The 20,020-nt window shown below is 68.9% G+C and carries 12 protein-coding genes; 2 read left to right on the forward strand and 10 right to left on the reverse strand.

Going from position 1 to position 20,020, the window contains the following annotated elements; all coding sequences use genetic code 11:
• Positions 1-7: 7 nt before the first annotated feature.
• The 5 genes from EO170_RS16210 to pilG all read right to left on the reverse strand — a co-directional run bounded on the left by EO170_RS16210 (position 8) and on the right by pilG (position 10,804).
• Positions 8-7,303 carry an Hpt domain-containing protein gene (locus EO170_RS16210; protein WP_126946474.1) on the reverse strand — a complete coding sequence of 2,432 codons (7,296 nt, stop codon included), beginning with the start codon at positions 7,301-7,303 and terminating at the stop codon, positions 8-10.
• A 113-nt stretch (positions 7,304-7,416) separates the two neighbouring features.
• The gene (locus EO170_RS16215; RefSeq protein ID WP_104584630.1) at positions 7,417-9,453 is read right to left on the reverse strand and encodes a methyl-accepting chemotaxis protein; all 2,037 of its coding nucleotides are present in this window, start codon (positions 9,451-9,453) and stop codon (positions 7,417-7,419) included.
• Between the two features lie 39 nt (positions 9,454-9,492).
• Entirely contained in the window at positions 9,493-10,023 is a 531-nt protein-coding gene (locus EO170_RS16220; RefSeq protein ID WP_014508568.1) for a chemotaxis protein CheW, read from the reverse strand.
• On the reverse strand, positions 10,023-10,385 hold the full coding sequence (locus EO170_RS16225) for a response regulator (protein ID WP_024940328.1): 363 nt from the start codon (positions 10,383-10,385) through the stop codon (positions 10,023-10,025). Before EO170_RS16225 ends, EO170_RS16220 begins: the two co-directional genes overlap by 1 nt.
• Positions 10,386-10,402: 17 nt before the next feature.
• Positions 10,403-10,804: a twitching motility response regulator PilG gene (pilG, locus tag EO170_RS16230; protein WP_104562659.1), complete on the reverse strand. Its 402-nt coding sequence runs from the start codon at positions 10,802-10,804 to the stop codon at positions 10,403-10,405.
• Between the two features lie 239 nt (positions 10,805-11,043).
• Between pilG and gshB the strand changes: the two genes are divergently transcribed.
• The gene (gshB, locus tag EO170_RS16235; protein WP_104584632.1) at positions 11,044-11,994 is read left to right on the forward strand and encodes a glutathione synthase; all 951 of its coding nucleotides are present in this window, start codon (positions 11,044-11,046) and stop codon (positions 11,992-11,994) included.
• The gene (locus tag EO170_RS16240) at positions 11,991-12,866 is read left to right on the forward strand and encodes an energy transducer TonB (protein WP_104584634.1); all 876 of its coding nucleotides are present in this window, start codon (positions 11,991-11,993) and stop codon (positions 12,864-12,866) included. Before gshB ends, EO170_RS16240 begins: the two co-directional genes overlap by 4 nt.
• A gap of 83 nt (positions 12,867-12,949) precedes the next feature.
• On the opposite strand, the gene EO170_RS16245 is transcribed toward EO170_RS16240, so the two are convergent.
• The 5 genes from EO170_RS16245 to mrcB form a co-directional block, all read right to left on the reverse strand.
• Positions 12,950-13,864: an ADP-ribosylglycohydrolase family protein gene (locus EO170_RS16245; RefSeq protein WP_115677714.1), complete on the reverse strand. Its 915-nt coding sequence runs from the start codon at positions 13,862-13,864 to the stop codon at positions 12,950-12,952.
• Complete coding sequence (tsaB, locus tag EO170_RS16250) at positions 13,861-14,580, reverse strand: tRNA (adenosine(37)-N6)-threonylcarbamoyltransferase complex dimerization subunit type 1 TsaB (RefSeq protein WP_126946477.1); 720 nt, start codon at positions 14,578-14,580, stop codon at positions 13,861-13,863. The genes EO170_RS16245 and tsaB overlap by 4 nt, the downstream gene beginning before the upstream one ends.
• Positions 14,581-14,608: 28 nt before the next feature.
• Complete coding sequence (locus tag EO170_RS16255; RefSeq protein ID WP_126946480.1) at positions 14,609-16,615, reverse strand: ATP-dependent DNA helicase; 2,007 nt, start codon at positions 16,613-16,615, stop codon at positions 14,609-14,611.
• A 265-nt stretch (positions 16,616-16,880) separates the two neighbouring features.
• Positions 16,881-17,405 carry a hypothetical protein gene (locus EO170_RS16260; protein WP_126946483.1) on the reverse strand — a complete coding sequence of 175 codons (525 nt, stop codon included), beginning with the start codon at positions 17,403-17,405 and terminating at the stop codon, positions 16,881-16,883.
• Positions 17,406-17,418: 13 nt separating this feature from the next.
• A complete protein-coding gene (gene mrcB, locus EO170_RS16265; RefSeq protein ID WP_102251495.1) occupies positions 17,419-19,863 on the reverse strand; it encodes a penicillin-binding protein 1B in 2,445 nt (814 codons plus the stop codon).
• Positions 19,864-20,020: the final 157 nt, after the last annotated feature.

The following is a 20,020-nucleotide window of genomic DNA, read 5'->3' on the forward strand; positions in this document are numbered from 1 at the left end:
TGCGCCATTAGTCTCGGACACGGGCGATCCCCAGCAGGTCGTACACGTTTCGCATCAGATCCAACTCCTGGTAAGGCTTGCCCAGGTAACGCTGCACGCCGATCTCGAAGGCGCGCTGGCGATGCTTCTCGCCGCTGCGCGAGGTGATCATCACGATCGGCACCGCCTTGAAGCGCGGGTCGGCCCGCATCGCGGTCGCCAGCTCGTAGCCGTCCATGCGCGGCATTTCGATGTCCAGCAGCATCAGGTCGGGCACGCGCTCCTGGAGCAGTTCCAGTGCCTCGACACCATCGCGTGCGGTGGTCACATCCAGATTGTGGCGTTCCAGCACGCGGCTGGTGACCTTGCGCATGGTCAGCGAATCGTCCACCACCATCACCAACGGCACCTGGCGCTGCGATTCGGCCGGGGTTTCCGGCGCCGGACGCGCCGGCTGGCTGAGATAGCGACGCACCAGCGGGGCCACGTCCAGGATCACCACCACGCGGCCATCGCCGGTGATGGTGGCACCGTAAATGCCCGGTACCGAGGCGATCTGCAGGCCCACCGGCTTGACCACGATTTCGCGGTTGCCCAGCACCTGGTCGATCGCCACCGCTGCACGCAGGTCGCCTGCACGCACCAGCAGCAACGGCACCTGCGCCTGGCCATCGGCACGCGCGGCGGCCTGGCCGACCAGCGAGCCGAGATCGTGCAGCACGTACTCTTCGCCGGCGTAGTGGTAGCCACCCTCGCCCGACTCGTAACGGCTGCGCGAGATGCGGCCGATACCGCTGACCGACCCCACCGGCACCGCGAAGGTGGTGTCGCCGATGCGCACGAACACCGCCTGGGTGACCGCCAGCGTCTGCGGCAGGCGCAAGGTGAAGGTCACGCCCTGGCCGCGCACCGAGTGGATGTCCACCGAGCCGCCGAGCTGACGCACTTCGTTGCGCACCACGTCCATGCCCACGCCACGGCCGGCCAGCTGGCTGACCTGCTCGGAGGTGCTGAAGCCGGAGGCGAAGATCAGCCCGTCCAGCTCGGCCTCGCTGAGCTCCTGGCCGGGTTCAATCAGGCCGCGCTGCTCGCCGCGGCGACGGATCGCCTCGCGATCCAGGCCGGCGCCGTCGTCGGCCACTTCCAGCACGATTTCCGAGCCTTCGCGGCGCAGGCGGATCGCGATGCTGCCCTCTTCCGGCTTGCCTGCGTCGCGCCGTTGCTCCGGCGCTTCCAGGCCATGCGCCACCGAGTTGCGCAGCATGTGTTCCAGCGGCGCGACCATGCGATCGAGCACGTTGCGATCCAGCTCGCCCTGGGTGCCTTCCAGCAGCAGATGCACCTGCTTGCCGGTATCGGTCGCGGCCTGGCGGACCACCCGACGCAGGCGCGGCACCAGGCCGTCGAACGGCACCATGCGCGCACGCATCAGGCCGTCCTGCAGCTCGGAGCTCACGCGCGACTGCTGTTGCAGCAGGCCGTCGTATTGACGCGACAGGTCTTCCAGAACGCCCTGCAAGCCGCCCAAGTCGGCCGCCGATTCGTTCAGCGCGCGGCTGAGCTGCTGCAGGGTGGAGAAGCGGTCCAGTTCCAGCGGATCGAAGGTGCGGTCGCCCTGGTCCTGCTCACGCTGATAGCGCGCCACGATCTGTGCTTCGGTTTCCAGATCCAGACGCCGCAGCTGGTCGCGCAGACGGGCGTTGGTGCGATCCAGTTCGCCCATGGCGCCGCGGAAGGCGCCCATCTGCTGTTCCAGCCGCGAACGGTAGATCGCCACTTCGCCGGCGTGGTTGACCAGGCGGTCGAGCAGGTCGGCACGCACGCGCACCTGCTCCTGCTGCACGCGCGGCAGGAAGTCGTCCTCGCTCTGGCCCTCGACCGGCACCGGCGCCGACAGCGGTGCCGGCTCCACCGATGCCCTGGCGATCGCGCGCACATCGGCGTCGCTGGGTTCTGCGGCATTGCGGCCACGGGTGCGGGTTTCGAAGGCGTCCACCAGGTCGGTCGGCATCGCCACGGCGCGGTGCATGCCGGTGCGGGTCAACAGCTGATGCAGGCGATCGAAGCCGCGCTCGAACAGGCGCACGTCGTCGCGGTCGATATCGGTCCGGTTGGCCGCCACTGCTTCGAGCAGCGACTCGATCGCATGGCCGAGGTCGCCGATGGCATTGATGCCGGCCATGCGCGCGCCGCCCTTGAGCGTGTGCAGGTCGCGCTGCAGTCCGTTGAGGACCTCGCGGTCTTCCGGCACTTCGCGCATGCGGGCGATCAGACCATCGCAATGGTCCAGCAGGTCGCGGCCTTCCTCGACGAAGATGTCGACCAGTTCGCCATCGAGTTGGTCGAAGTTGAGCGGGCCGGTATCGAAGGCTGCGCCCACAGCGTTGGCAGTGGTCTCGGCCGCCGCGGCGTCTTCCACCGGCGCGCTGAAGGCCACGGCTGCGGCGTCTTCGTGTTCGCGTGCGGATTCGTCGGCGGATTCGCCGGGTTCGCCTGGCTCCAGATGCTCGACGTATTCGACGTGTTCGGTTTGCCCAACGCCTTCAACTTGCTCGATGTGTTCGGAATGCTCGGCAGCATCGGTTGCGGTAGTCGCGCCGAGTGTTGCGTCTGCGTCTGCGTCTGGATGCTGCGCGTGGACCTCCGCATCGGCATCGGCTTGCGCATCCGCATCCGCATCAGCAACGAGGTCCGACTGCAGCTCCGGTGCAGTTTCCGATTGCGGATCGCCGGTCTCTTCGACCTGCTCGGCGACCTGCGCCATCTCGAAGGCCTGCACCGACGCGATGGTGCGCTCGGGTAGCGCTTCGGCAGCCTGCTGTGCCTCCGCAGCGTGCTCCGCGTCTGCGGACTGTTCTGCTTCTGCAGTCTGCTCTGCCTCTGCCGTCTGCTGCGCTGCCGCAGCGTCATCCTCTTCTGCAACGTGCTCGATTTCATCGGCATGCGCATGCGCTTGTCCGTCCACGCGCTCCTGCTCACCCGAATCGACGTGCGCTTCCGACTGCGCCGGCTCGTACGCATGCGCAGGTTCCTGCAGGTACACCGGCTCGTCCAACGGGGCGTGCTGTCCGGCAGACGCCTGCTCGCCCGACCGCGCAGTGTTTTCCACCTGCTGCTGTTCGCCAACGTGCGCGTCGGCAGCGTGCGGCAACACGGCAGCGTCGTGCTGCGCTGCCTCGTCGACAGGCAGCTGCGCGTGTTGGGCCTGCGCACCGATAGCCTCGTCGTGAGATGTGGAAACGTGGTCGTCTTGCCCGGCCGATTCGCCGTCCAGCGCCGCGGTATCCGCCGTCCAGTCTTCGTTCGTCTCCGCGTGCGTCTGATCGGCCAACGGGGCCTGCGCGTGCACCGCTTCCAATGCTTCGATGGTCTCGACAGGCGCGTCGTCGGTGGACGCTACGCCATCACCCGACCCTGCCTCGGTTTGTGCGGTGACGTTGCCGTCGTACTGATCCTGCTGGTCGTGCACGGCCGCATGCTCGCCCGGCCACTGCTGCCCGGCGTCTGCGTGCTCGGCATCGACCTGCCCGGCGTCCGGCGTGGCGAGCATCTGCGTCTCACCCAACGCGGCTTCCGCGTCGGACAGCTCGTCCACGGCCACGTGCTCGCTTGCCCCGGGTACGTCGCCTGCTGGCTCGTGCGACACCGCATCGACACCGCCGGCCTGCTGCAGTCCGGTCGCATCCCAGGCTTCGGCATCGACTACCGGCTCATCGGCCGGCGTGTCGTGCGCATCGGTGCCAAGCGACGCGGCTTCGGCGTCGTCTGTGTGCTGGTGCTGGTGCTGGTGCTGGACAGCATCGCCGTGCAACGCGTCGACGGCCTGCCCGGTGACTGCATCGGATGCGCGCGCATCCGCGGCCGCCGCCTGTGCGGCCTCGAGCGAATCGGCGCCCTGCTCCTGCTCCGGCGCAGCAACGTCAGCCGCTTGCGCCTCGTCGTGTGGTGCCGGTGCTTCCAGCGCAAGTGCCGAGGTGTCTTCGGCCTCGGCCTCGGACAGTTCGTCCACCGCAATCGCTGCGTCGGCGTCGGCGGGCGCTGCGGCATCCTGCGCCACGTCATCGGCGGCATGCACGGGCGCGCCGGTATCGGCCGCATCCGACGGCAGTGCGCTGGCGTCCAGATACGGCGACAGGTCCTGCGCACCGGTCAGCTCGACCGCCGACGCGCTGCCGACGGCCGTCTCGCCCGGCGCCTCCAGATCCTCCAGTTCGTCCAGGAACGCCTGCGGTGGCCACTGCGCTTCCGGCAGCGTCTCCACCAGCGCGCGCAGGCGCTCGGTCAACGGCGCAAACGACGGAATCAACGGCGCATCGGCGCGCAGGGCAGTCACGGTGGTGGCGATTGCCGCCGCCGTTGCGGCAATGGCGTCGATGCCCTCCTGCGACGGGGTCAGCGAGGCGGCGAGCAGACGCTTGACGTAGCTCTCCGCCGGCGTGGTCACCAGCGTGATTTCCGGCACGTCGGTCATCGCAAACGCGCCACTCATGGTGTGCACGGCGCGCAGCAATTCTTCGCTCGCCAACTGCGGCTCGGCCTGGCTGGCCTGCAGCCACGCGTTGACGGTGTCCAGATGGGTGGCGACTTCGGCTTCCAGGATCTCGCGCAGCACGCTGTCCACCGACGCCGGTGTGCCGCCGCTCGCAGCGAACATGCCCGCCGCTGCCGGAACGAAGGCAAGCTCCGCCGCCACCGGCATCGCCGGTGCGGCCACGTAATAGGCCTCTTCGCCCGCAGCCACGCGCTCGGCAACTGCCTGGATGGCCGGCAGGTCGGCGCTGATGCGGCCCTGGTCGCGCAAGGCGGCGTTGAACTGCGGCAGCACCTCGTAGGCCAGCTCGACCATCGCCACCACCGCCGGGCTGGCCGGCCGCGAATTGTCGAGCACGCGATTGAGCATGCTCTCGATCTTCCAGCTGAACTCGCCGAGCACGTGCGCACCGACCAGACGGCCACTGCCCTTCAAGGTGTGGAAGACGCGGCGGATCGGGCGCAGGTTGTCCTGGCTGTGCGGCGCGGCACGCCATACCGGCAGCAGCTGGCCAAGGTTGACCAGTTCTTCGTCGAATTCTTCCAGGAACACGTCGCGGATATCGTCGTCGATATCGCTATCGCCAAAGCCACCGAAGATGCCGGCATCGGCATCAGCACCGGCCTGGAGCGGTTCGCTCACGGCCGGCCCGGGCGTTGCCTTCGCAGCCCGGGCATCGGCATCGGGCGCCTGCGCTGCCTGCGGACGCTCCACCTCGAACTGCGCGGCGGCTGCGTCGAGCTGGGCCAGGAACGCCGTCGATGCGGCGTCCAGTTCGAACGCGCTGACCACCGCCTGCTGCACGCGCGCAGTGCCCTGCCCGGCGGCGGCGTCGGCCGGAGCCGGCTGCGGTTCGGGCACGGATTCGACGAACGGGTCGGCCGGCTCCTGCGGCGCGACGGGCGGCAACGGTGGCGGCGAGAACGCATCGTCGATGCTGGTCTGCAGGCGGCCGCTTCCGGCCTGCGCGATGAAATCCAGCGGTACCTCGGTCTGGTCGGCATCGCCCGGCAACGCGATCTGCTCGATCTGCAGCGGCGCCGGTTCGGCTACCGCCGGCGTGGCGCTGTCGTCCTGCTCCAGCGCACTCAGGTCCACGGTGTAGCTGACCTGCGCGGCATCGGCCGACATGCTGCCGTCCTGCTCGGCCGACACCGGGTCGAACACGGACGTGGCGATCGGTGCGGCCTGCTCGGTGGTTTCCAGCTGCCAGTCGCCGGGCGCCTGCGCGCCATCGTCGGACAGGTCCAGCGGTGCCACCGTAAACGGCACGTGCGCCTGGCCGGAGACGGTTTCCTCGGCGGCGACCGGGTCGAACGAGAACACCGTATCGGTGGCGGCAGCGCCGGTGTCGTGCACCACGCTGGCGGCAAACGGCGCCTCGACCACGGTTTCGTTGGCCCATTCCAGCGACGGCGTCGGTGCGGCGTCGTTGGCCGCCGCCGGGGCACCGGCTTGCTGTGCGAGCGAGGCGGCGAGCGGCTCGGCCACGCTGCCCGGCTGGTCGGCACCGACCGGCAGGTCGGACGGCTGGCCCGAGGGCAGCGGCCAGTAGCGCAGCGTCTCCAGGCTGTTGCGGGTGATGTCCAGGATCTCTTCGCGGCCGGGACGGCGCTCGCGCAGGGCTTCCAGATAGTACTCCAGGCTGGCCATCGCGTCGGCCAGGGTGTCCAGCTGGCGACCGCTGGGCACGCGCTGCTTGCCGATCAGTTCCAGGTCGACATAGCGGCGCACGCCTTCCAGATAGTCGGCCGCCTGTGGCAGTTCGAGGATGCGCAGGGCACCGCCGACTTCGCCGAGCAGATGCGGCACATCGGTCAGGCGCGCGTGGTCCCAGTTGGTCTCGATGAAGGCGACGAAATGCTCGCGCGCCGCACCGAAATTGGCGATCGCCTCCTGCGCCAGCACGTCCACCGTGCGCCGCACTTCCGACGACGTGGCGCTGTTGCTGGCTTCGTTGCCGTCGCCCACATCGGCGCCGAGGCTGGCGACCTGGTCATCCAGCGAGGCATCGACATAGAGCAGCGCGCCGGCGATGTCCAGCAGCACGCCTTCGTCCATCTGCACCTGGCCGTCGACCACGCGCGCCAGCGCATCGCGCTGCTGCACGACCACGTTGCGCGCCACGCCCAGGCCCATCATGCCCAGCGTGTCGGCGACGCTGCCCAGATCCTTGACCTGGGTCTGCAGTTCGGCGATCTCGCCGCCGGTGCGCAGGTGCAGGTCCAGCGCATCCTTGACGCGCAGCAATTCCTCCTTGACCGCGTTGCCGACGGTGTCGAGCAACTCGCGATTGCGCCCGCTCAGACTGCCGCGGGCATGATCCAGCTCGGCCTCGGTGGCGACGCCGGCCTGCGGATCGAAGGCAAACAGCACGCTCTCGCTGAGGCCCGGCTCGCCACGGGTGGCGCGGATCTCGTTGAGCAGCGGCAGCAGCACGATCGGGATATCGCGGTGACCGTTCTGCAGGCGCTCCAGGTAATCGGGCAGCAGCACGGTGCCGCGCATCAGCATGGCGCAGGCTTCGTCACGGTCGGCCACCTCGCCGACCTGCACGGCCTGGGCCAGCAGCTCCAGCTCCTCGGCCACCATCGCCGGGGCGTACAACTCGACCATGCGCAAGGTGCCCTGCACCTGGTGCAGATAGCCGGCGCAGAAGCGCATCCGACTGGTGTCGGACGGTTCTTCGGCAAAGTATTCGATCTCGTTGCGCGCCTGGCGCAAGGTTTCGTCCAGCTCCGGCTTGACCCAGCCCAGCGCGGCGTGACTCATCGCATCGCGAAGCGCACTCATTGCAGCCCCCTGCCTACGGCCGGGGTACCGCCAAGGCGGCCACCGGTCTGTTCCTGCATCGACGTCATGCGACTACGCGCCATCTGCTGATCCTTTCCCGTTCCGCGTCGTGCTCACGCCGGCAGTTTGAAGTCGGCGACCGAACGGCGCAGATCGGCAGCGAGCTGAGCCAGGTTGCCGATCGACTCGGCCGTCTGCTCCGCACCCTGCGACGTCTGGCTGGTGATCTGACGGATCACGCCCATGGTCTGTGTGATGTCCGTCGCTGCGGCCGACTGCTGGTGCGCGGCGATGGAGATGTTCTTGATCAGGTTGTTCAAGGCATTGGACACGCGCTCGATTTCGGTCAGCGCGGTGCCGGCGTCTTCGGCCAGGCGTGCACCGGATACCACTTCGGAGGTGGTCTGCTCCATCGAGCTGACCGCCTCGTTGGTATCGGCCTGAATGGTCTGCACCAGGCCTTCGATCCGCCGGGTCGCACCGGAGGTGCGTTCGGCCAGGCGCTGCACTTCGTCGGCCACCACCGCGAAACCGCGGCCGGCCTCGCCCGCCGAGGCGGCCTGCACCGCGGCGTTGAGCGCCAGAATGTTGGTCTGCTCGGAAATGTCGTTGATCAGTTCCACGATCGAGCCGATCTCCTGCGAGGATTCGCCCAGGCGCTTGATGCGCTTGGAGGTTTCCTGGATCTGGTCGCGGATCTGGTCCATGCCCTGGATCGTCTCGCGCACCACCCCGGCACCCTCGGCGGCGATCACCACCGAGCGCTGCGCCACTTCGGCCGACTCGGTGGAGTTGCGCGAGACCTGTTCGATGCTGGCGGCGATTTCGCTGATGCGCTCGGAGGCGGTGGTGATCTGGTTGGCCTGCTGTCCCGCCGCGTCGGCCAGCTGCATCGCCGTGGCCTGGGTTTCCTGCGTCGACACGGCGACCTTGGCCGAGGTGTCGTTGATGGTGGTCACCAGGTGGCGCAACTCGTCCACGGCGTAGTTGATGGCGTCTGCAATCGCGCCGGTCATGTCCTCGGTCACCGAGGCCTTGACCGTCAGGTCGCCCTCACCGAGCGAGCTGATTTCGTCCAGCAGCCGCATGATCGCCTGCTGGTTGCGGCTGTTGAATTCCACCTGCGCCTGGTAACGCACGTCCTGCTCGCGCGAGCGCACCCGCACCGAGCTCCAGACGAAACCGATGATGGCCAGCAACGCCAGCAGGCCGGACACCACGCCCAGCCAGAAGTTCGGAAACAGGCGCGTGTCGCGCACCGAGCCGAATGCCGAGAACGCATCGAACAGCTTCTTGCTGTCGTCCAGCATCCTGTTCGAACCGGCGGTCAGCGCAGCGGCCGAGGACTGCGCGGCAAACAGGTTGCGCGAGCTGGCCAGGATGGCGTCGACGTCCTTTTTCATCGTCGCCCACTGCGCCTGCGACTGCTCCAGCGCCGACAGCGCGGCCGGGTTGCGCACCGCGGCGATGCCCAGCTCGTCGTTGCCTGCGCGCAGGCCTTCGAGCATCTGCGTGAACACCACCGCGTCGCGCGCCAGCGCATCGCCGGAGGCGGCGGCATTGGCGCCACCGGCGCGCATTTCGGTCACCCGGCGCGCCATGGTGCCGGCGACCACGACCTGCTGCAGCGTGTTGTAGATCTGCGCTGCGGGCGCGCCGCTGACCGTCATCGCGCGCACCACTTCGTTCAACTGCGCCTGCAACTGCGGCACGCTGCCGGAGAAGCGTTCGGCGTTGCCGGACAGGCCGAGCACCGCCGGTTCGCTGGCGATGATCTGGTCGGCGTTCTTGCTCAGCGGCACCCAGGTCGCCTTGAGCTGGGCCATCGCGCTGGCGACCGAGCCTTCCTTGCCGTAGCGGCCATCCAGTTCGCTGACCGTGCTGTCGATGCGGCCCTTGGTCTCCTTGAACGCGGCAAACGCCTTCGGGTCGCCGGACACCGCTTCGCGGCCCTGGTTGGCCAGTTGCTGCGACAGCACCTGCAGATCGGCCGCACCGGTACCGGCACCGGCCAGGCGACTGCCCTGCCAGGTGGCGACACCGGTATTGGCGCCGAACACGATCATCGACAACACCAGCAAACCAAGCCAGAAGCTGGTGCTGACGCTGCCGAGCTTGTTGGTCTTGCGGGCGTCCGGGGCGGTACTCATGGTTCGACCTCGATCTGTATGACGTGGCGGGGCCGCGGCTTAGGCCGCGGCCTGCCGGAATTCAGGGGTGCGCGACAGCAACGCCAGGGAGAACACACCCCAGTCCTGCGTCTCGTTGCGGAAGGCACGGTCGATGAAGTGGGCGTAGCGGCCTTGTGCCAGCTCGCCGGGTTCGACCGCCTGGGCCTGCTCGAAGCTGCGCTGGCCGTACAGCTCGTCGATGGTCAGCGCGACGTCGCCGCCGCTCTGGCGCATGATCAGCACGCGCTGGCCTTCCTGCAGCACCGTCCGCCGGCCCTCCAGGAACTGCTTCAGATCGATCACCGGGAACAGGTTGCCGCGCAGGTTGCCCACGCCCAGCAGCCAGGGCTGGGCGCCCGGCACCGGCGTGACCGGCGGCATCGGCACGATTTCCGCCACTTCACGGAAATCCGATACCAGCCGCCGGGTACCGACGCGATAACCGACGCCGCGCCAGATATCGGCCGAGAACTGGCGTTCCGGCAGCGGCGTGGCGTGCGCAAGGCTACGACGCTCGTAGTCTTCGAGAATGTCGAATGGAGAACGCATCAACGCACCAGTTGTTTGATGCGGGCGATCAGGTCGTCTTCGCGCGGCGGCTTGACGATGTAGTCGCTGGCACCTTGTCGCAACCCCCAGGCCTTGTCGGTTTCCATGCCCTTGGTGCTGACCAGCAGCACCGGGATGTCCTTGGTGGCCTGGTCGCGCGCCAATGCACGCGTTGCCTGGAAGCCACTCATGCCGGGCAGCACCACGTCCATCAGCACCAGATCGGGCGCCTGGCTGCGAATCAGCGCAAGTCCCTCCTCGGCATTGTCGGTGGCGACGACCGTATGGCCTGCTTTTTCCAGCCATTGACTGAAGACTGCCCTGTCGGTGGGCGAGTCCTCGATCAATATAATTCGAGCCATGTTGCCTTTCCCCCTGGTCAGGCGTGGACGTACGTGCGAATCGCGCTCAGTAGTTCTTCACGTGTGAACGGCTTGGTCAGATATTGCTCGGAGCCGACGATGCGGCCGCGTGCCTTGTCGAACAGGCCGTCCTTGGACGACAGCATGATCACCGGCGTCGACTTGAAGAGCTGGTTGCCCTTGATCAACGCGCACGTCTGGTACCCATCCAGGCGCGGCATCATGATGTCGACAAAAATGATCTGAGGTTGCTGGTCGGCAATCTTGGCCAGTGCCTCGAAACCATCGGTCGCCGTCACTACTTCACAGCCTTCCCGCTTCAGCAGCGTTTCGGCGGTGCGGCGAATGGTCTTCGAATCATCGATCACCATCACCTTCAGTCCTGCGAGTTCCCCACCCGCAGCCATGTTTTCAGTCATGCAAATATCCCCGGACGCGCGACGCTTCTTCCCTTCCGGCGTCGCTGCGAAACGACATGTATATCCCAAGACCCGCATTGACTGTCAAGGGTGCGTTGCCGGGGGCCCGCCAGGCGGACGTTCCGACTGTGGACGGCTGCGGGTCGGCCGGCAAGTCGCGCATCCACGACCGGCCGGGCGCGCCATCGCCCACCGCTTGAAGTTACCATCGGCAGCCTGTTCTAAAGGTTTAGCTGCCCATGTCGCTCGACGTCGTCGTGGTGATGGATCCCATCGCCTCCATCAAGATCGCCAAAGACACCACCTTCGCCATGTTGCTGGAAGCGCAGCGGCGTGGTCACCGCCTGCAGTATGTGCGCCCCGGCGGACTCAGCTTGCGCGAGGGACGCGCGGTGGCGCAGGTCGCGCCGCTGAGCGTGCGCGAGGACACGACCGGCTGGTTCACCCTGGGCGAGTTCGCCGAGCTGGCATTCGGTCCCGGCCAGGTGGTGCTGATGCGCAAGGACCCGCCGGTGGATGCGGAGTTCATCTACGACACCCAGGTACTGAGCGTGGCCCAGCGCGCCGGCGCGCAGGTGGTCAACGACCCGCAGGGCCTGCGCGACTACAACGAGAAGCTGGCCGCGCTGCTGTTTCCGCAGTGCTGCCCGCCGACCCTGGTCAGCCGCGATGCGGCGGCACTGAAGGCCTTCGTGCTCGAACACGGCCAGGCCGTGCTCAAGCCGCTGGACGGCATGGGCGGGCGCTCGATCTTCCGTAGCGGCACCGGCGACCCCAATCTCAACGTGATCCTGGAAACGCTGACCGACGGCAATCGCAAGCTGACCCTGGCGCAGCGCTTCATCCCCGACATCACCGCCGGCGACAAGCGCATCCTGCTGGTCGATGGCGAGCCGGTGGACTACTGCCTGGCCCGCATTCCGCAAGGCGACGAATTCCGCGGCAACCTGGCCGCCGGCGGGCGCGGCGAAGGCCGGCCGCTGTCCGAGCGCGACCGCTGGATCGCCGCGCAGGTGGGCCCGGAAATGCGCCGCCGCGGCATGCGCTTCGTCGGCCTGGACGTGATCGGCGATTACCTGACCGAGGTCAACGTCACCAGCCCCACCTGCGTGCGCGAGCTGGATGCGCAGTTCGGCCTGAACATCGCCGGGCTGCTGTTCGACGCGATCGAGGCCGGCGCGGCGCAATGAGCGCGGCCGCGGCACAGCCGGCTGCCGTGGACGAGCGTCGCCGGCTGACCGCGACGCTGGTGATCTCGCTGCTGCTGCACGGCGCGCTGATCCTGGGCGTGGGGTTTGCGGTCAGCGAAGACGCACCATTGGTGCCGACGCTGGATGTGATCTTCAGCCAGACCAGCACCCCGCTGACGCCCAGGCAGGCCGATTTCCTGGCCCAGGCCAACCAGCAGGGCGGCGGCGACCACGCTACCGCGCAACGCCCGCGCGACAGCCAGCCCGGGGTGGTGCCGCAGGACCGCAGCGGGCTGGCACCGCAGGCGCAGCGTGCGACCACGGTGCAGGCGCCGGACCCGACCCAGACCCGCGTGGTCACCAGTCGCCGCGGCGAGCAGACCGTGCCCACCGCGCAGCCGAACCCGCAGACCGACCCGCTCTCGCCCACCGATGCGCAACGCGTGCAACGCGACGCGGAAATGGCCCGGCTCGCCGCCGAGGTGCATCTGCGCTCGGAGCAATACGCCAAGCGCCCCAACCGCAAGTTCGTCTCGGCCAGTACCCGCGAATACGCCTACGCCAACTACCTGCGTGCCTGGGTGGATCGCGCCGAGCGCGTCGGCAACCTCAACTACCCGGACGAGGCGCGTCGGCGCCGGCTCGGCGGCAAGGTGGTGATCAGCGTGGGCGTGCGCCGCGACGGCAGCGTGGAAAGCAGCCGCGTGCTGATCTCCAGCGGCACCCCGACCCTGGATGCGGCAGCGCTGCGGGTGGTGCAGCTGGCACAGCCGTTCCCGCCGTTGCCCAGGACCAAGGACGACGTGGATATCCTGCAGGTCACCCGCACCTGGCTGTTCCTGCCTGGCGGCGAGCTGCACGACGATCGTTGAGCTGTCGCGCGTCCGATCAGGACGCGTCCTTCTGCGGCATGCCTGCCCGGCCGACGGCGTTGGCGCGTGCGGTGCGTGCGGCCTCAGGTGACCTGCGCCGCTGCGTAGAGCTGATCGGCCAGGTCGATGATGGCGTCGGCATCCTGCACGCGCGCGCGCCAGGCGGCGGGAATTGCCTCGATGCCATGGAACGCACCGGCCAGCTGACCGCAGATGGCCGCGGTGGTGTCGGCATCGTCGCCCAGGTTGGCCGCACGCAGCACCGCATCGGCGAACGTGTCGGTGGTGGCGAAGCACCAGAGCGCCGCCGACAGCGCATCGACCACGTAGCCGGTGCCGCGGATCCCGGCGGCGGGAACCGCCCGATGGTCGCGCACCGACAACGCACGCAGCGCCGGTGTCGACAGCCCTTCGCAGCGGGCCTGCAACACCTGCTGGCGTTGGCTGCCGAGCAGTGCGGCACGCAACTGGAAGGCGAACAGCCGGCAGGCATCCAGCGCTTCGTCAGCGGCATGCGTGGTGCGCGAGCTGTCGGCGGCGCGCTCGCCCAGCTCGGCGGGGCGGTGCGCGTAATACATCGCCACCGGCGCCAGCCGCATCAGCGAGCCATTGCCGGCCGAGCGCGGATCGGTGCTGCCGCTGAAGGCCGGCCCGCCATCGAGATAGCGCTCCAGCGCCTGCCGCACGGTCGCGCCGATATCAAAGCAGGCGCCGGTACTGCTGAGGTAACCGTGCTGGTACCAGTTGCAATAGCGGTTCATCTGGTCGGCGGCGTCGAAGCCTTGCCGATACAGCAGGCTGTGCGCCAGGCACAGGGCCATCGAGGTGTCGTCGGTCCACTGCCCGGCGCGCAGTGCGAACGGGCCGCCGCCGCGCATGTCGTCGATCGGCGTGAAGCTGCCGGGCGCGCAGAATTCCAGCGTGGTGCCGAGCGCATCGCCCACCGCCAGGCCCAGCAGGCAACCGCGGAAACGTGCACGCTGCAACGCGTCGGTCATGGCGCGGCGCCAGCGACCTTGGCTGCGCGGGCGGCCTGCTGCTCGATCAGGGTCAGCGCCACGTTGTCGCGCAGATAGGCCGGTTCCACCCGCTCCGGCGCCACGCCTTCGCCGCGCAGCAGCGCCGGCACGGCCAGCGTGAGCAGGTCGGCCGCATGCGGCAACGCGGCGGCATCGATGCTGGTCAACTGCATTGCGAACCGCTGTTGCAGCACTGCATCGGCAGCGGCGAACCCGCTGCCGACACCGGCAAAGCGCTGCAGCGTGTCCGGCACGACACAGGCCTGCGGTGCGCACACCACTTCCGCTGCCAGCTCCTGCAGTGTGTCGCCATCGCGCGCGAAGACGCCGGCATACACCTCGCCCATGCGCGCATCGATGCAGGCCAGCACCTGCCTCGCCTCGGCGGGCGCGCGCAAGGCCAGCACCTGCAGCGTGGACACCGCCAGCACCGGCACGTCCAGGCCCAGCGCGATGCCTTGCGCGATGCCGATGGCCAGGCGCACGCCGGTGAACGCGCCCGGGCCACGGCCGACCGCGATCGCATCGAGCTGGCGGCGCGTGATCCCGGCCTCGGCGAGCAGGTGTTCGGCCCACGGCAGCGCCAGTTCGGCATGCCGACGCGGCGCCAGTTCGAAGCGTTCGAGCACGCGGCCGTCGATGTGCAGCGCGACGGAACAGGCTTCGGTGGAGGTCTCGAACGCGAGGACTTTCATGGCAGGACCGCAGGCAGGAAGGGGACGCTCAGGCGTCGCCGAACGGCAGCGCGAGCACGCCATTGTCGCCCACCGGCTCGGCGACGCCAAAGAACGCGCGCACATCGCCGATCTCGCGGGTGCGCGCAAACGGCGGCAGCGACGTCATGAAGGTGCGGCCGTAGCCCTTGTTCACCAGCCGTGGGTCGCACAGCACCAGCACGCCGCGATCGGTCTCGCTGCGGATCAGCCGGCCCACGCCCTGCTTGAGCGCGATCACCGCCTGCGGCAGCTGTTCGTCGCGGAACGGGTTGCCGCCGTCGCGGCGGATCGCATCCAGGCGCGCTTCGAACACCGGGTCGTCGGGCGCGGCGAACGGCAGCTTGTCGATCACCACCACGCTCAGGGCATCGCCAACCACATCCACGCCCTCGCGGAAGCTGGCCGACCCCAGCAGCACGCCGTTGCCGGACGTGCGGAAACGCTGCAGCAAGGTGGCACGCGGCGCTTCGCCCTGCACGAACAGTGGCCACGGTGCACCGCGCAGGGCTTCGGCCGCTTCGCGCAGCGCGCGGTGCGAGGCGAACAACAGGAAGGCGCGGCCGTTGGAGGCCTCCAGCACCGGCGTCAGCGCCGCGATCAGCGCGGTGCCGAATCCACGTGCGGCAGGATCGGGCAGGTTCGGCGGCAGATAGCACAGCGCCTGGCGCGCCCAGTCGAAGGGACTGGGCTGCAACAGGGTCGCCGGATCGCTCAGGCCCAGGCGCTGCGCGATGTGGTCGAACTCGCCGCCCACCGCCAGCGTGGCCGAGGTGAACACCCAGGCCGCATGAGATTTCTCGCGGTGCTCGCGCAGCGGGCCGGACACGTCCAGCGGCGTGCGCTGGCAGCGGAACCCGCGCGGGCTGAGCTCGTACCACAGCACGTCGTTGTCGACGGTGTCCGGCAGCTCCTGGTCGAAATCCGGCACCGGCGCGTCCTCGCCCAGCCACCGCGACAGCCGTGCCAGCGCTTCCTGCGCGCGCGCAGAACAGCCATCGAAGCCGGGCGAGGCCTCGCGTAGCGGCAGCAAGGCCTCGCCCAGGCGCGCCAGCGACGACAGCACCGCATCGAAGCCTTCGCGTACCTGCGGCCTGGCCAGCGCGCGCCATTGCGTGCCGCGCGCTGGCAGGCCTTCCATGCCCGCACGCAGGCCGCGCAGGGCCTCGTCCAGGGCCAGGATCGGTTCCTGCAGGCTGGCCTGCGCACCGGCGACCAGGCGCGCTTCGACCATGCAATCGCGCGCCAGCTCCTGCCACGGCCGCATGCCGAAACTTTCGCCGAAGAAGTTCGCCGCCAGTTCCGGCAGCTGGTGCGCCTCGTCGATGACGAAGGCCTGCGCGCCGGGCAGGATCTCGCCGAAGCCTTCCTGCTTGAGCGCCAGATCGGCCAGCAGCAGATGGTGGTTGACCACCACCAGATCGGCCGCCTGCGCGCGCTGGCGCGCCTGCACCACGAAGCATTCGCCGTAGAACGGGCATTCGGTGCCCAGGCAGTTGTCGACGGTGGAGGTCACCAGCGGCAGCAGCGGCGAGTCGTCCGGCAAGGCTTCCAGCTCGGCCATGTCGCCGAACTGGGTGCGCCCGCTCCAGGCCACGATGCGCTGGAACTGCGAGACCTGCTCGGGCGTGGCAAAGCGCGGTTCGCCACGCGCCTGCTGGGTGCGGTACTTGCACAGGTAGTTCGCGCGGCCCTTCAGCAGCGCGCTGCGCAGGCCGATGCCGAGCGCGGCGCGCACGCGTGGCAGGTCGCGATGGAACAACTGGTCCTGCAGCGCGCGCGTGCCGGTCGACACGATGGTCTTCAGCCCCGACAGCAGCGCCGGCACCAGATAGGCGTAGGTCTTGCCGGTGCCGGTGCCGGCCTCGGCCAACAGCACATCGCGCGCCTCGAAGGCCTCGGCAATGGCGCCGGTCAGGCGCAGCTGCGCGGCACGCGGTGCGAACGCATCGAGCTGACGCGCAAGCGCCCCGCCCTCGCTGAGCGCCTCGATGCTGGCAGTGGCAAGTTGGGACATGGGACCAAAAGCTGGGGCAAGCGCGACAGCCTAGCGCGTGCGCGGTGATGCCGGGTGGGTTGCGCCTGCGGGCCAGCGACGGCAACCGCCCCCCGCAGCTGGCATATGCCGCATGCCGCACTGCACGGCGCCGCTGGCGGCGTGCGGGCGACAATGGCGGCGGGCGGGCGACGATGGCGCGTCGCACGGCTGCGCGCGCGACACCGGCTGCAGCACACGCCGCCGCGCTCGCCTTGCGGCAAGCGCAACCGGCATCGCTGCGTGCTTAGTAGCGCTTCACGCCTGGCACCGTGCAGCCGGCAATCTGCGACTTGGCCGAGGCGGCGTTTTCCTTCTCGCCGCGCGCAAGCCGCGACTGTTCGATGGTGGCCCAATGCCGGCGGCACAGCGGCCCGGTCTTGGAGCCCAGCTCAATGGCCTGTTTGGCGAAACGCTCGGCGGCGGGCCAGTCGGCCTGCAGCACCGCCACTTCGGCACGCTCCTGCAGGATGGCGGGATCGCCGGAAACCAGGCCCACGGCCTGATCCAGCGACGCCGCCGCGCCGGCCAGGTCGCCGGCCTGGCGCTTGCTCTTGGCGGTCTCGCGCAGGTCGTCCACCTGCGGGTCGCGCAATGGCTGTACCGACAGCTCGGTATCGTCGACGCCGGCCTCGCGTTCGATCAGCAGCAGCCGCTGTGTCGGCGTGGTCGGGTCGACCGGGGCCGGCGGTGGCGCAGACGGCGCGCTGACGCAGGCGGTGAGTGCGGCAGACACGCCAGCGAGGGCAAGCAAACGGTGCAGTCGGTTCATCGGGTCACTCCAGTCAACGTGCAGGTGCAGCCGCGGCGGGTGCCGGCGCGGGGTCTTCCGGCTTCTTTTCCAGACCGAAGAAGCGACGCCAGCCACCACCGCTGGATTGCTCGGCCGGCGCGGATGCATCGCCGGGCACGCCTTCGATCGACGGTGCATTGCCGGCACAGGGGGCGTAGGCCGGCGTGAAGCCGACCACGAACGGGAACTGGCGCGCGCCCGGGCAGCCGGCATCGGTCACGCCGGTACCGGCCGCGTCCACCCACTGCCAGTCCAGGCCCTTGCCACTGACCTTCAACGGCGCACTCGGCAGCCGCGCGAAGATGCTCGACCACACCCGCATCGCGCCGGTGGCACCGTACAGGCCGGTCTGCTCGTTCTGGTCATTGCCCATCCAGATCACCGCCAGGTGGTCGCCGGTGTAGCCGGCGTACCAGCTGTCGCGGCCGTCGTTGGAGGTACCGGTCTTGCCGGCCGGCGACAACCGGCCCAGGCCATCGCCCAGCAACTGCCGCGCAGTGCCGCCGCTGACCACCTGCTGCAGGGCGATGCTGATCAGGTTGGCCGCCACCGAATCGCCCTCCTGCGCCGGCGCCGGGGTCTTGTCGTAGCGCTTGAGCAGCTTGCCCTGCGGATCGAGCACGCCGCGCACCGCATGCAGCGGCTGGATCTCGCCACCGGCAGCCAGGAACTGATACAGCTGCGCCATGCCGTACGGGCTCTGGTCGGTGGCACCAAGGATCAGCGAGGGATTGGTGTCGGCCTTGATGCCGGCCAGGACCTGGATCAGCTGCGCGATGCGCTCCGGGCCGACCTGCATGCCCACGCGCACCGTGGCCTGGTTGTAGGAATGCGCCAGCGCATCGATCAGCCGCACCGTGCCGTGACTGCGGTTGTCGGAATTGCCCGGCGACCAGGTCTTGCCGCGGCTGAGCTGCACCGTCACCGGTGCATCGTCGACCCAGCTGGACAGCGCCCAGCGGTCCGGCGAGGCCAGCGCCAGCAGGTAGACGAACGGCTTGAGCAGCGAGCCGACCTGCCGCTGCGCTTCGACCGCGCGGTTGAAGCCCGGCTTGGCCACGTCGCGGCTGCCGACCACCGCCAGCACGTCGCCGTTATGCACGTCGGTCAGCACCAGGCCGGCCTGCAGCGGTGGGCGCTTCTTGTTGTCCAGCCGCTTGATGGTGCCGGTCACCGCGCCTTCGGCATAGGCCTGTGCGGACGGCGACATGCCGGTGAGCACGCTCATGCCGGCGCCCTGCAGCACGCCTTCCGGGTAGTCGTGCGCCAGCTGGCGCCGCACCAGGTCCACATAGGCCGGGAAGCGGTTGGCCGCGACCAGGCCCGGCTCGGTGGGCACGCCCAGCGGTGCGGCCAGCGCGCGCTTGTATTCGGCCGCATCGATCAGGTTGTTTTCGTGCAGCTTGCCCAGCACGAAATTGCGCCGATCCAGCGCGCGCTCCGGGTTGCGCCGCGGGTCGTAGTAGGACGGCCCCTTGACCAGCCCGATCAGCAAGGCGATCTGCTCGGTGGTCATCGAATTGAGCTCGCGGCCGAACCACAGCTCCGCGCCCGAGGACACGCCATGGATCGCCTGCCCGCCGCGCTGACCGAGATACACCTGGTTGAGATAGGCCTCCAGGATGGTGCGCTTGTCGTAACGCGCCTCCATGATCACTGCGTAGAGAATTTCGTTGAACTTGCGGGTGACGGTCTGTTCCTTGCCGATGCCGAGCAGGCCGCTGCGCGCCAGCTGCTGGGTCAGGGTGCTGGCGCCCTGGCGAACCTGGCCGCCGGAGCGCGCCATGATCCAGGCCGCACGCACCATGCCGCTGAGATCGATGCCGTGGTGGCTGTTGAAGTCGCGATCCTCGACCGCCTGCAGGCCGGTGACCAGCAGCTCGGGCACTTCTTCCATGCGCACCAGGCGGCGCTCTTCCTGCTTCTGCCCGTACAGCGTGGCGATGCGCGCCGGGTCCAGCCGCGCACTCTTGAGCGCCTTGCGGTCGCTGGCGTCACGCAGGCTGGCCACGCGCCCGCCGGAGAGGCTGACTTCCACCCGCCGCGCAGGCACGCGCCCATCCACATCGATATAGCCGCGGCTGGCGATGGTGAAGCGGCTGCCGTCCTGCTGGTAGGTGCCGGCCAGCTTGGCTTGCCCGTCGTCACGGTACGAGGCGGCGTCTAGCTCGGTCTTCAACGTGGCCGCATCCAGCGCATTGCCCGGTGCCAGCACCAACGGCCGCCCGTACACGCGGGTCGGGATCTGCCAACGCAGCTCGCCAAACCGCTGGGTGACCTGCTTGTTCAGATACACCGTGTAGGGAATCAGAAAACCGAGCGCCAGCGCGAATGCCGCAAAGGCCCAGACAATCAGCCTGCGTTGCCAGCGGGAACCTTGCTCGGTGGAGTCGTCCTCGAAATCGTCGGGAGCGTCGTTGTCGTGGCGTCGGGGCACAGGAATGCGAGAATGTAGAGTCCGGCGAGTCTAGCGCAGCGCTGTCGTGGTTGTGGCCGGCCGGCCCCTCTGACTTAAGAGCGGCTAACAAAACGGCCACGCTCACCGTCAGCGGGCACGGACCGTCTCCGGCATCTGCGGGTACCCTGCGTCCCCT

The sequence above is a fragment of the Xanthomonas sp. BRIP62409 genome, assembly GCF_003992965.1.
In the GTDB taxonomy this organism is placed as follows: Bacteria; Pseudomonadota; Gammaproteobacteria; order Xanthomonadales; family Xanthomonadaceae; genus Xanthomonas; species Xanthomonas euroxanthea.

Coding starts and splice junctions, on each gene's coding strand:
- EO170_RS16210 (WP_126946474.1), bottom strand. CDS start 7,303: ATGAGTGCGCTTCGCGATGCGATGAGTCACGCCGCGCTGGGCTGGGTC.
- EO170_RS16215 (WP_104584630.1), bottom strand. CDS start 9,453: ATGAGTACCGCCCCGGACGCCCGCAAGACCAACAAGCTCGGCAGCGTC.
- EO170_RS16220 (WP_014508568.1), bottom strand. CDS start 10,023: ATGCGTTCTCCATTCGACATTCTCGAAGACTACGAGCGTCGTAGCCTT.
- EO170_RS16225 (WP_024940328.1), bottom strand. CDS start 10,385: ATGGCTCGAATTATATTGATCGAGGACTCGCCCACCGACAGGGCAGTC.
- pilG (WP_104562659.1), bottom strand. CDS start 10,804: ATGACTGAAAACATGGCTGCGGGTGGGGAACTCGCAGGACTGAAGGTG.
- gshB (WP_104584632.1), top strand. CDS start 11,044: ATGTCGCTCGACGTCGTCGTGGTGATGGATCCCATCGCCTCCATCAAG.
- EO170_RS16240 (WP_104584634.1), top strand. CDS start 11,991: ATGAGCGCGGCCGCGGCACAGCCGGCTGCCGTGGACGAGCGTCGCCGG.
- EO170_RS16245 (WP_115677714.1), bottom strand. CDS start 13,864: ATGACCGACGCGTTGCAGCGTGCACGTTTCCGCGGTTGCCTGCTGGGC.
- tsaB (WP_126946477.1), bottom strand. CDS start 14,580: ATGAAAGTCCTCGCGTTCGAGACCTCCACCGAAGCCTGTTCCGTCGCG.
- EO170_RS16255 (WP_126946480.1), bottom strand. CDS start 16,615: ATGTCCCAACTTGCCACTGCCAGCATCGAGGCGCTCAGCGAGGGCGGG.
- EO170_RS16260 (WP_126946483.1), bottom strand. CDS start 17,405: ATGAACCGACTGCACCGTTTGCTTGCCCTCGCTGGCGTGTCTGCCGCA.